Here is a 12,666-nt window from a genome sequence, read left to right on the forward strand (position 1 = left end):
GTGAATTAAGAGAGGGAGGGAGGAGATGCACCCCAAGACGGACAAACCCAAAGGTCGGCTTCGCAACACTAAAACTGGACTAAATTCCCCCTTACAGAGCTGTCTGAGTGGAAGTTTTTGGATTAGTTCCCCAATTTTTTCCCACGCTTTGGCAGCTGCTGCAACGCATCATAGAGCCAGCAATTTTTCCAGCGGTAGGCGAACTCGCACCTCTTTGTGTGCGACAGGGCTGACAATTTTCCAGGCAGCCTGCGCTGTATCGCGAGGAATGGGCTCGCCAGTGGGCATGCCAGACTTGTTGAGCAGCACTGCCACACGGGGGCTGGCGGCCGAGGCACCACGGCGCACCACAACGCCGATTTCTGCGCTTGCCAGCTTGACCCAGGCACCTGGCGGGTAAATGCCCAGGGCTTTGACCAGCGCGGCGCCAGCTTCATCCATGGACTTGGTTTCGTCGTAATAGCTCGCTTGCATGGCCGAGGTGACGGACATGGGCTCGCGGTTGATGCGTGGCGCAATCCGCGCGCCAAAAATATCGGAGCGCTGGATCAATCGGGCCATTTGCTGGGCCAGTGTTTTTTCCGACAGCTTGCCCGGTGCCCGGTGGTGGTGGGTGCGCACGGCATCCAGCCACAAAGGGTCGGTGATGCCCATGGCGCGCAAGATGCTGACAGAGGCATCGGAGTGCTGATCCACTTGCTGGGCTTGCTGAGGGGTCAGCGGGGTACTTTGTTGTGCCAGTTCATCTTGCAACTGGGCCATGCCCACGTTCATGCTCAACGCCGCGCGGCCCAGTGGCAGCACGCGGTTTTCTGGCCAGCGCAAAGTCTCGCGTGCCACGGTCATGCAGATGACGGACGACAGCATGGCGTGGGTGGCGCTGTAGTAGCGGGTTTCTTCGGCAGACATCTGCATCAGCGCCAGCAAGGCGCCGTCGGGGTTTTTGAGCAGATAGGCGTTCAATGCCGAGAACAAATCCTCAAAGCGCTGAGCGAAGTCGGCAACGCTAGGGGTGCGCAGCAGCTGCGTGAGGCCCAGTTGCCACTCGCGCCATGCAGGAGGGCTGTTGTCTTGAGTGGCTGCCGCAGGCGCTGTGGTGGTCTGCAGCGTCATGGATGCAATCTGATTCAGAGGCTTGTTGGAGAGCAACAAGGACTGAATCTGGGACAAAAAGGCGCGGTAGCTCTCCCCGGACTCATCGGTGTCTACATACAAGGCTTGACCACGGGCCAGCAGAACGCGCAAGTCGTCAGCGGAGCGAATGACAAACCCTTTATTGGCCAGCAGCCCCCCCCCAACGCCTCGCAAGGCAAAAGGGATGGGCTGGCCATAAGGGATGGTCGAGAGATTTAATTCAACGAGGTTCATTACAGTTCAAGCACGGTTGAACATATTTTTACATTTGAACTGCGGTCCACAGTCTGAATGTGCGTGGCGAAGTGGGTGTATCTGGGCATTAATGTCCAAAAACTGCTAGCCAAAGCGCCAAGATGGCATCACGGTGCGCGGTGATGAGGTCGGGGGATACGAGTCCGTTTCCTTCATCCAGGCGCGAGGTGTGTTGGATACGCCGCAGTTCACGGTATGCCGTGGCGGCAGTCTGCCCCACCCCTGGGGGAAGAAGCCCTGCCGCCTCTGCGCGCTGCAGCAAAGCAATATTGCCCACATTGCCAGTGAGTTCCGTGTGTTGTGCGGACTGGGACAGCACCAAGTACTGCACGGCAAATTCCGCATCCACCATGCCGCCAGGACTGTGCTTGACGTCAAACAGCGCACTCCGGACTGGATGGGCCGAGCGTACGCGTTCGCGCATGCTCACGATTTCTTCTTTCAGGGCGGCGGCATCACGGGGAGCCGTGATGACCGAAGTGCGTACTTCATCAAAGCGCTGGCGCAGGCTCTCGCTGCCCAGGACAAAGCGCGCCCGCGTCATGGCCTGATGTTCCCAGGTCCATGCCGTGTTACTGCCGCGTTGCTGCTGGTAGTCGGCGTACGACTTGAAACTGGTGACCAGCAGTCCCGAGTTGCCGTTGGGGCGCAGTGCGGTATCAATCTCGTACAAGTCGCCTTCGCCAGTTTTGACGGTCAACCAGTTGATGAGTTTGCGCACCCACGCGGTGTAGATCTCTGGTGCGTTGTCGTCGGCGTCGTCAAAAATAAAAACGATGTCCAGGTCACTGCCATAACCCAGCTCTTTGCCGCCCAGCTTGCCGTAACCAATGATGCCGAACTGTGGATCTTCCCGATGGCGTTGCTTGAGCCGTGCCCAGCACCACTGGGCCGTGACACGCAAGACGCTGTCTGCCAAGGCGCTTAAATCATCGGCGACTTGCTCGACCGTGATGGCGCGCTCCACATCGCGCGCCAGCGTGCGGAAAATTTCAGCGTGCTGGGCTCTGCGCAGCAAGTTCAGGAGATTTTCATCGTCGTCTTCGCCCGTACTTTCGAGGGCTTTGAGACGCAGCGCCATCTCATGTTCGAAATCCGTGGCGCTGAAGCGCTCGGTAAAAAGTTGGTCGCTGGCGAGCTCGTCAATCACCCCGGGGTGCTGCTGCAAGTAGCGTGCAGGCCATTTGGCGGCACCGAGCAAATCCAGCAAGCGCTCATGTACCGCGGGGCGCTCTAGCAGCAGGGCCAAATAGCTTTCCCGTCGCAGCAGTGGCTCGAGCCAGTTGATAAAGCGGATGGCCGCCACCTCTTCCAGTGTGCCGTTGGCCATGCGCTGTGCGGTTTGCTGCACCAGCCTGAACAAGCGTGCACGTGCCTCATCGCGTAAACCACGCACCTTGATATGGTCACGCCATTCGGCGATGCGAGCGCCCATTTGGGGCGGTAATTGCTCGATCAGTGTTTCAAGATCCGGGGCGTTGGGCGTGCTGCTTTGCACAGAGCGTGGGCCGTTGCATAAGCCACTTTGGCACTGCCCCGCTTGGTTGCCGCCGAGCAAAGTGTCGAACTCTTGAGCCACCAGTTCTCGGTGTGCGTCGAGCTGGTGCAAGAAGCTGCAGGCGTCAGCGTAGCCCATGGTGTGGGCAATCCATGCCAAATCGTCGTCCCGCGTCGGCAGCACATGGGTCTGCTGGTCATCCAGGTACTGAACGCGGTGTTCCACGTTGCGCAAAAAGGTATAGGCCTGCGCCAGTTGCTGTGCCGTCTCTTGCGGCATCAGGTTAGAACGCGCAAGGCGCTGCAATGCCTCCAGGGTGGGGCGGCAGCGTAGCTCCGGAAATTGCCCACCACGCACCACTTGCAGCAGTTGTACGGTGAATTCAATTTCACGAATGCCGCCGCGAGACAGCTTCACATCATTGGCCCGCTCTGGGTGGCCTGCACTGCGGCGGGCTGCATGCTCGCGAATCTGACGGTGCAAGGTGCGCAAAGAGTCAAAAACGTTGTAGTCGAGGTATTTGCGGAACACAAAAGGCAGCACCACGGAGCGTAGTGCTTGCACATTCGGGGCTTGCACCGCAGCAAAAGGCGCTACGACGCGGCTTTTGAGCCAGGCAAAGCGCTCCCATTCACGGCCATGCACTTGCAGGTAGTCTTCCAGGGAGGACAGGCTGATTGCTGCGGGCCCCGAGTTGCCGTGGGGCCGCAAAGCCAAGTCCACGCGAAACACAAAGCCGTGTTCGGTGGTGTCGCCAATCAGGGTGTAGATGGCTTTGACGGCTTTGCCAAAGTATTCGTGGTTGCTGATTTTTCCGCGACCATCGGGCAGCCCCTGGGTTTCCCCTTCGTGCTCGTAGACATAAATGAGGTCAATGTCGCTGGAGACATTCAACTCGCGAGCCCCCAATTTGCCCATGCCAATAATCCACAGCGGAACGGGCAGGCCTTCTGGGCCGAGCGGCGGGCCATAGCGGGCGTCCAGCTCTTGGCGAGCCTGCAGGCAGGCGCGGTCGAGTGCCAGCTCTGCCAAAGTGGTCACACCACTGGTGATGACGGATAAATCGGCTTGCTGCGCACAGTCCAGCGTCATCAAGCGCTCCATGACCAGCTGACGCAATACTCGCAGGGCCGCAGACAGCTCCATGCGGTGCTCGGTTTGCAGTTGCTGCAGGGCTTGTTCGATAGCAGCGCGGTCCGGAGGGCCTGGAGGCAAGGCGCCCATCACATCGGTGTAGCGGCGATGCAGTCGCTGCCAAAAGCGCGAATGAGCGGCAGCTGGGCTCGCAATAGGTGTCGGAATCTGGTCTGCGATCTGCATGCTGGGCACTGGTTGGTGCGAGTTCACAGATCCTTGAGGCCGTTACCCTTGGTCTCATGCTCTGGTGAGAGCAAGCGGGCGATAATTCCAGCCATCTGTGAACCCACGAATGATCGATCCGAGCCCCAACCCATCGCGCCAGTTACGCATTTTTGCCTGCATTGCCCGTTGGTCATTGGGCTTGGTGCTGGCTTTTTGGTTATTGCTTGCGGCAGCCTGGGGGACTCTCCATGGATTCATTGTGCCGCGAATTGGGGAGTGGCGTGCGGAAGTGGAGCGCTTGGCCACGCAAACGCTCGGAGCGCCAGTGCGCATCGATGCCTTGTCTGCACAATCCCGAGGACTGTTTCCAACCATACACCTCGATGGTGTGCGCGTGCTGGATGCGCAAGGGCGTGATGCCCTCAAGCTACAGCGTGTGGTGGCGACGGTTTCTGCACGCTCCTTGCTGCGCCTGGGGCTGGAGCAGCTGTATATCGATGCACCACAATTGGACATCCGGCATCTGCGTGATGGCCGGTGGCAGGTTGCAGGGTTGGATGTGGTGCAAAGCGACGCCACGGAAAGTGCCGGACTGGACTGGCTGCTGGAGCAGCCCGAACTCGTGATTCGCAAAGGCCAGGTGCATTTCACAGACGAACAGCGTGCGGTTCCAACGATCCAATTGCTGGATGTCGATGTGGTGTTGCGCAACCGACGCTGGAGCCATGTGCTGCGTGTGGATGCCACACCGGCGGCCGGCGATGGGGAATGGATGCAGTTGGTGGGTGCATTCCGCCAGCCATTGCTACCCTCGACCAAAGCACCTTGGACCCGCTGGAGCGGACAATGGTATGCATCAGCACACTTGCAGCAAGTGCCCCAACTGCCGTGGCCTGAGATGTGGGGGGTGCAAGCCATCAAGGGCAACGGTGAGGCCCGTGGCTGGGTGGATGTGCAGCATGGGCGCGTTACGGGATTCACTACAGACCTTGCGCTTGCGCAGGCACAAGTGCTGTGGCGCGATCGCCAAGCGGCAGATTTGACGCTGCAGCAAATCTATGGCCGCTTCGCAGGCCATTGGCAAAATCGCAGCTGGCGATTGGAGGGAGGGGACTTTAGCTTTCGCCATGCAGACGGTAGCGTGTGGCCCAGTAGCAATTGGGCGGTAAGCGCAACAGGGCCGCATGCCGCCCCGACCAGTACGCGGGTAGAGCTGGATTTTGCGGACTTGAGCATGGCCAGCAAGGTGGCCCAAGCTTTGCCGCTTCCTGCGCCTTGGCTTGAAGCCATCACCAACTGGACTCCCCAAGGCGAGGTGCGGCAGCTGCAGCTGCAGTGGCAGGCATCAGGCCTGTACCAAGCCCGCGGCCGGGTTACAAAGCTGATGTTGCAGCCACAGCCAGCGCTGCAGGGCGTTGGGGTGCCGGGGGTGCAAGGACTGAATGCCACGTTTGACCTGAATGCGGACGGCGGCAAAGCCTCGCTGGACATGCACGGCGGAGCGCTGAACTTCCCCGGGGTGTTTGAAGAGCCGGAAATTCCGCTGGATACGCTACAGGCACAGCTGCGCTGGACGGTGAAAAACGGCCGCGTCAAAGTGGAGGTGCCGCAAGCGCAGTTTGCCAATGCCGACGCACAAGGCTCGCTGCATGCGGCATGGCATATGGGAGAGCAGGCACACGATCGCTTGCCGGGTTATTTGCAGCTGCAAGGTGTGCTGGAGCGCGCCAATGGGGCGCGTGTACATCGCTACTTGCCTTTGGAGGTGCCTGAAACCGCCCGCCATTACGTGCGCGATAGCGTGAAGCAGGGCCAAGGCAGTCACGTGGAGTTTGAAGTCCGCGGCAATTTGCAAGATATGCCTTTTGACAAGCCGAATACGGGGCGCTTCTGGATCAAAGCACCGGTGAAGGATGTCATCTACGAATTCGTGCCTCCCGCGTTGCGCGCAGTTGGCACCCCTGCATGGCCTGCGCTGACGCAGTTGCACGGTACCTTGGTGTTTGAAGGTGCGGGCATGCAAGTGCAGCAAGCGGATACGGGCTTTGCAGGTCACCCTAAGTTACGCATGGGCGCGGTGGAAGCGCAAATTCCGGACCTTCAACACCCCCATTTGACGGTGCAGGCCTCAGGAGTTACGGATTTGAATGCCGCGCTGGGGCTGGTGCAACAGTCACCGTTGGCCGTATTTACCAGTCATGCGCTGGATAACGCCAAAGCACAAGGCAATGCACAGATTGCCTTTGATTTGGATTTGCCGATTGATCATTTGGAAAAGACCAAAGTGCGCGGTCGTGTGGGGTTTCAGAAAAATGCCTTGCAATGGAATGCAGATGTGCCACCACTGCAGCAATTGCAAGGGGTGGTGCAGTTTCATGACCAAGGGTTTGAATTGCTGAATGTGCAAGGTCAAGCCTTGGGCGGGGCCTTCAAAATAGAAGGCGGCATGCCCAGCTTGCAGCAAGGTGTGCAGCTACAGGCGCGAGGCTTGGCGACAGCCGCTGGCCTGCAAAAGGACGGCAACCTGCCCTGGATGGCGCCGATCACGCGGGCAGCACAGGGGCAGGCCGCCTATACGGTGGATGTGACCGCCCATGAGGGCGTGCAAAAAGTGCTGGTGCGCTCAGATTTGCGTGGCATGGCCCTGAATTTGCCGGCACCTTTGCACAAAGTTGCCGATGACACACAGGCGCTGACTGTGACGCAGACGCTCGATGCCAAGACCCAAGAGCTGCGCGTGGAAGTGGCAGGGCGTGGCTCGGTGAGTTATATGCAGGATATGTCTGTGCAGCCAGCCAAACTCTTGCGGGGGCGCATTGTGGTGGGCGATGTATTGCCCGGCAGTGATGCTGGGGCAGAAGGCGTGATTGCCACTGTGCAGCTGCCGGTGCTGGATGTGGATGCTTGGCAGACGGTCTGGAGCGATGCAGCCAGTGGCAATGCCAGTGCATCGCATACCCCATCCCAACAAGATTGGCTACCGCAGCGCATTAACTTGAATGTCGATCGCCTGCTGCTGCAGGGCAGGGAGTTGGAAGCGGTGAAGGCCGACTTTTCCCAGGCCCAAGGCGTGTGGCGAGGGCGTTTGAATGCCAAGCATTTTGCGGGCACATTGGAATATCGTGCCGCTGAGAGCCCGGAGACATCTGGAAGGTTGTTTGCGCGGCTCTCCCATCTTTCCATCCCGAAGACGGAAGTGCAGCGCCTCAATCAAGAGCCTGCTGATGCTGGGCAGGGTGAGGTGGAATCTTTGCCCGCTTTGGACATTGAGGTGGAGCGTCTTGAAATTGCAGACAAGTCGTTGGGCAAGCTGCAATTGAAAGCGCGCAATAGCATCGGCCCGGTAGGGCGGGAGTGGATGCTTGAGCAGTTTGACTTGACCACGCCAGAGGCGAAGTGGCGTGCCAATGGCTACTGGGGGGCGGCTGCCCGTGGCGCTCCGCGCACCACCCACCTGAGTTTTTTGTTGGAGATGGGCAGCTCGGGCAAGTTGCTGGAGCGGTTTGGCATGCCCGGGGTGATTCGCGATGGGCAGGGGCGTTTGAGTGGCAACATCGCATGGCGAGGCGCTCCGATCACACCCCACTGGCCCAGCATGGATGGCGGTGTGCACATGCAGGTGGAAAAGGGCCAGTTTTTGAAGGTGGAGCCAGGCATGGGCAAGCTGTTGAGCGTGCTGAGTTTGCAGTCCATCACACGGCGCATGACGCTGGATTTTCGGGATGTGTTTAGCCAAGGCTTTGCGTTCGACTATATCCGGGGCGACATCAGTGTGGAGCAGGGTCTGGCACGCACCAACAATTTGCAGATGAAGGGGCTCAACGCGGCGGTGTTGATGGAGGGGAAAGCGAGCTTGGTAGATGAAACCCAAGACCTGAAAGTGGTGGTGGTGCCAGAAATTAACGCGATGACTGCATCACTGGCAGCAACAGCGATCAACCCGGTGGTGGGTCTGGGCAGCTTCTTGGCGCAAATGTTCTTGCGCGGCCCGCTGATGGAGGCTGCGACACGCACTTTCCACGTGCGCGGCACATGGGCGGATCCGGTGGTCGAGCCCGTTAGCAAGAAAGCGTTGCCGCCACCCAGTCCCCAACAAGGAGTTGTCCCATGAAAGTAGCCGTGGTGCAAATGGTTTCCACGCCCGACGTGGCCCAGAACCTGGAATGCGCGCAGCAATTGGTTGAGCAAGCGAGTGCACACGGTGCCGAACTGGTGGTGCTGCCCGAGTATTTTTGCGGCATGGGCATGCAAGATACAGACAAGCTGGCCTGGGCGGAGGCGCTGGGCGATGGGCCCGTGCAGCAGGCCATGGCGACCTGGGCGCAGCGCAATGCGGTGTGGCTGGTGGGCGGCACCGTACCCATCCGCGGGGCGCAGCCAGCGCGCGTGCGCAACACCTGCATGCTGTTTAACCCGCAGGGGGAGCGGGCCGCGTATTACGACAAAATTCACCTCTTTCGGTTTGCCACAGAGACCGAGCACTACGATGAATCCGCCGTGATTGAAGCAGGGCATCAACCCGTGGTGGCGCAGATGGTAGACCGCAGCGGCGCGGCCTGGAAGCTGGGTTTGAGCGTCTGTTATGACCTGCGTTTTCCTGAGCTATACCGCCAGCACGTTGCGCAAGGTGCTCATATTTTGTTGGCGCCTGCGGCGTTTACCTATACCACCGGCCAGGCGCACTGGGAGTTGCTGCTGCGCGCTCGCGCAGTGGAAAACCAATGCTGGATGCTGGCTGCAGCCCAAGGTGGGCAGCACGTGAATGGCCGTCAAACCTGGGGGCACAGCATGGTGGTCGACCCCTGGGGGCAGGTGCTGGCGCAGCAGCGTGCTGCGGGCGTGGGCGTGAGTTATGCCGTGCTGGATGCAGCACTTTTGCAGCAAGTGCGACAGCGCTTGCCTGCGTTGGAACATCGTTGTTTGTAAATCCTCTTCAGCAGCCTTGGCCCTGGCAGCGCTGGCACAGCGCCTGGCGCAGGTGGTCACTCTGGACGATGCTCGTCGTTCTGGTGGCGGGCATGCTCATCATGATGGTGTGGCTGGCCGGGCGCTATGAAGCCTCCCAGGTGCAGGACAAGCTCGATCGCGATGCGGCGCAGGCCGTGGTGGAAATCCGTGCCAGCTTGAATCGGAATTTGCAGGATTTGCAGGCAGTGAATGCATTGCACACCACGCCGGAGCAGTGGAGCGTGCGTGTGGCAGAGATGCTGCAGGTGCGCCGCGAACTTTTGCGCGTGGAGTGGCGGGATGCCGACATGCACATTCTGCGTTTTGCAGAAACGCCATACCGCGCGATTGAGTGGGAGAGCGGTTCGCGGGAGGAATCCTTCAGCAACGTGGTGACGGCCTGTGCCAACGCCAAGCGCACCAGCAGCTCCACCTACTCCTCCAGTTACTTCCAAATTCTGGGCGAAGCCATGGGCGCAGAGTTGATGGAGGTGTGCCTGCCCCAGATGGAGGACGGGCAGCTCAAGGGCTTCATGGTGGGGACGTATTCGTTGCAAAACATTTTGTTGACGCAACTGAGCAAGAACCTCACGCAAAGCCAGGAAGTCTCCTTCACAGAGCCTGATGGCACACGTTTGGCGCTGGTCGGCGCTGCCTGGCGGGGATCGCGTGTGTTTACCTCGCAGCAGCTTTTAGACTTGCCCGGCAACACCATGGTGCTGCGCATGGACAGCTGGCACCGCGCGCCCAGTGTGTTTCCGAACGTGATGACCGCTACCGTCACGGGCATGGCGATTGCGCTGGCCTCGGTGGTGGTGATTCTGGTGCGCGATAATCGGCGGCGCTTGCGTGCAGAGCGCGACTTGGGGGATGCGTTTGCGTTTCGCAAGGCCATGGAGGACTCGCTCATCACGGGGCTGCGCGCACGGGATTTGCAAGGCCGCATCAGCTACGTCAACCCGGCGTTTTGTGCCATGGTGGGCTTTAGCGCTGAAGAGCTGCTAGGGCAAAGCTTTGCACCGTATTGGCCGCCAGAGCTGGCCGAGGAATATGTGCGCCGTCAGGCGCGGCGTCTGGCCGGCGCCATTCCCGCCGCGCGGGAAGGACATGAATCGGTCTTCATGCGCAAAGACGGCACCCGCTTTCCGGTGTTGATTTTTGAAGCGCCACTGATCAATGCGCAAGGCCAGCAGACCGGCTGGATGAGCGCTTTTATCGACATCACTGAGCAGCGGCGCATGGAAGAGCTGTCCCGCGCCTCCCACGAGCGCCTGCAAGCCACCGCGCGCTTGGCCACGGTGGGTGAGATGGCCTCCTTGCTCAGCCATGAGCTGACGCAGCCCTTGATGGCCATGTCCAGCTATGCCAACGGCTCGCTGAATATGCTGCGCAATGACGGCGATTTGGCGCAACTGGATCACGCCATGCTGGTGCAGCGTTTGCAAGATGTGGAATCGGCCATGCAGCGCATTGCATTCCAAGCAGATCGTGCAGGCAAGGTCATTAAAAGCGTGCGTGATTTTGTGCGCCGGCGCAGCCAGACGCACGAGGTCATCAGTGCCCATGATTTGCTGGAAGCCGTGATGCCGCTGGTGCGTTTGCAGGCCAGCAAGCTGGGGGTGCAGGTACAGGTAGAGGTGGAGCCCCGTTTGCCGCCGATCCTGTGCGACACCACGATGATTGAGCAGGTGCTGCTGAATCTGGCGCGCAACGCCATGCAGGCCATGGAAGGGATGGAGGCGCAGCAGCGCAAGCTCACGATCAAAGCGCTGTGGAGCGAATCGTCCCAGCGCGTTGTGTTTGCCGTCGAAGACCAAGGCTGCGGCATTCCCCCAGAAGTGGCCGCGCAACTGTTTACGCCCTTCTTCACCACCAAGCACGAGGGCATGGGGCTGGGCTTGAGCATGTGCCGCACGGTGCTGGAGCAGCATGGTGGAGAATTGCGCTACCAAGCCAATGCCCCTCGCGGCACGGTGTTTACCTTCAGCCTGCCGGTGGCTGAAATCTGAGAAAAGTTAAGCTGAGATCATGGAACCTGTGACCAATGCCACGGTGTATATCGTGGACGACGATGCGGATGTGCGCGACGCTTTGGCGTGGCTGCTGCGTTCGCGCCGTCTCTATAGCGAAAGCTTTGCCAGCGCAGAAGCTTTTTTGCAAATGCTCGACCAACGCCCCGTGCCCCGCCACCCCCAGTGCCTGCTGCTGGATGTGCGCATGACGGGCATGACGGGCCTGTCCTTGTTCGAGCTGCTGAAGCAGCGTGAGGGTGTGATTGAGACCATTCCCGTCATTTTCTTGACGGGCCACGCCGACGTGCCCACCGCAGTCCAAACCGTCAAGCAAGGCGCATTTGATTTTTGCGAAAAACCGTTTTCAGACAACGTGCTGGTCGATCGCATTGAGCAAGCCCTGCAGCAATCGACCCAGTACCTGGCAGAGACGGCGCTGCGCCATGCCTTGCTCAGCCGGCTGGCCGATTTGACCGAGCGCGAGCGCGGCGTGATGAAGCTGGTGGTGGAGGGGGTGCCCAACAAGTTGATCGCGGACCAGCTGGACATCAGCGTGCGCACGGTGGAAGTGCACCGCGCCCGGGTGTTTGACAAGATGCAGGTGAAATCTGCGGTGGAGCTGGCCAATGTGTTGCGCGCCCATGGTCAGCTGTAGCCCACCAGCACACGGCTTCATGCAAAAAGGCTCTGAAGTGATTCAGAGCCTTTTTGCCTTCTAGCGCTTGCCAGTCAAGCGCTGGTAGCTATCTTTGTTGCATTATTGGGGCGCGCGCTCACCCACAAAGATTTCGACACGGCGGTTCTTGGCACGGCCATCCGCAGTGCTGTTGGAGGCAATAGGCTGGTAGGAGCCGCGGCCTTCCGTGAAGATGCGGCTGCCACTGACGCCACGCTGCATCAGGTAGTCACGGGTGCTGTTGGCTCGGTTGAGCGACAGGGGGTTGTTGATGGCATCCGAGCCGGTGCTGTCCGTGTGGCCCACAATGCGCACTTCGGCGTTGGGGCTGCTGCGCAGGCCTTCGGCAAAGCGGTCCAGGATCGGTGCAAAGTTGCCCTTGATGTCGTAGCGACCGGTGTCGAACGAGATGTCGCTCGGAATTTCCAGCTTCAGCTGGTTGTCCTGGGTTTGCACCACGTTGATGCCCGTGCCTTGGGTGGCAGCTTCCATTTCACGTTTGCGCTTTTCCTGGTTTTGCGACCAGATATAGGTGCCCAAGCCGCCTACGGCCGCGCCGGCGACGGCACCCACGCCCGCTTTGCCCCCCGTGGCAGCGCTGATGGCTGCGCCCGCTAAGGCGCCGACGCCGGTGCCAATCGCGGTTTGCTTTTGGGTGGAGGACATGCCATCGGTGGCCGCACAGCCGGTAATCAGCAGTGCGGCAGCCACAACGGCAGTAATAGTGAGATTTTTGCGCATGGTTTTTTCCTTTGCGATGTGAGCGCTAAGCGGTAGCGAGTCAGGTCTTCCATTGTGGAAAGCTGAAGCCCGGGCCGTATCAGTCGCGCATGACGGCTGCC

Annotated in this window: 7 protein-coding genes; 4 read left to right on the forward strand and 3 right to left on the reverse strand. The window is 59.9% G+C overall.

What is annotated here, in order from left to right:
* Positions 1-168: 168 nt before the first annotated feature.
* Together QEP12_RS05800 and glnE are read right to left on the reverse strand one after the other, a co-directional pair.
* Complete coding sequence (locus QEP12_RS05800; protein WP_219163282.1) at positions 169-1,368, reverse strand: HD-GYP domain-containing protein; 1,200 nt, start codon at positions 1,366-1,368, stop codon at positions 169-171.
* A gap of 88 nt (positions 1,369-1,456) precedes the next feature.
* Positions 1,457-4,207: a bifunctional [glutamate--ammonia ligase]-adenylyl-L-tyrosine phosphorylase/[glutamate--ammonia-ligase] adenylyltransferase gene (gene glnE / locus QEP12_RS05805; RefSeq protein ID WP_284213646.1), complete on the reverse strand. Its 2,751-nt coding sequence runs from the start codon at positions 4,205-4,207 to the stop codon at positions 1,457-1,459.
* A 97-nt stretch (positions 4,208-4,304) separates the two neighbouring features.
* On the opposite strand from glnE, the gene QEP12_RS05810 reads away from it, so the two are divergent.
* The 4 genes from QEP12_RS05810 (at position 4,305) to QEP12_RS05825 (ending at position 11,803) form a co-directional block, all read left to right on the forward strand.
* Positions 4,305-8,300 (forward strand): YhdP family protein, encoded by a 3,996-nt coding sequence (locus tag QEP12_RS05810; RefSeq protein ID WP_284213647.1) that lies wholly within the window; start codon positions 4,305-4,307, stop codon positions 8,298-8,300.
* Complete coding sequence (locus QEP12_RS05815) at positions 8,297-9,115, forward strand: carbon-nitrogen hydrolase family protein (protein WP_284213648.1); 819 nt, start codon at positions 8,297-8,299, stop codon at positions 9,113-9,115. Before QEP12_RS05810 ends, QEP12_RS05815 begins: the two co-directional genes overlap by 4 nt.
* A 68-nt stretch (positions 9,116-9,183) precedes the next feature.
* Positions 9,184-11,145, forward strand: a complete 1,962-nt coding sequence (locus tag QEP12_RS05820; RefSeq protein WP_284213649.1) for a two-component system sensor histidine kinase NtrB — start codon at positions 9,184-9,186, stop codon at positions 11,143-11,145.
* A gap of 19 nt (positions 11,146-11,164) precedes the next feature.
* Positions 11,165-11,803: a response regulator transcription factor gene (locus QEP12_RS05825; protein WP_284213650.1), complete on the forward strand. Its 639-nt coding sequence runs from the start codon at positions 11,165-11,167 to the stop codon at positions 11,801-11,803.
* Between the two features lie 102 nt (positions 11,804-11,905).
* Here the strand turns inward: QEP12_RS05825 and QEP12_RS05830 are convergent, their stop codons facing one another.
* Positions 11,906-12,565 carry a YiaD family glycine zipper/OmpA-like lipoprotein gene (locus QEP12_RS05830; RefSeq protein WP_284213651.1) on the reverse strand — a complete coding sequence of 220 codons (660 nt, stop codon included), beginning with the start codon at positions 12,563-12,565 and terminating at the stop codon, positions 11,906-11,908.
* Positions 12,566-12,666: the final 101 nt, after the last annotated feature.

Source organism: Comamonas jiangduensis, assembly GCF_030162955.1.
GTDB lineage: Bacteria > Pseudomonadota > Gammaproteobacteria > Burkholderiales > Burkholderiaceae_C > Comamonas > Comamonas jiangduensis.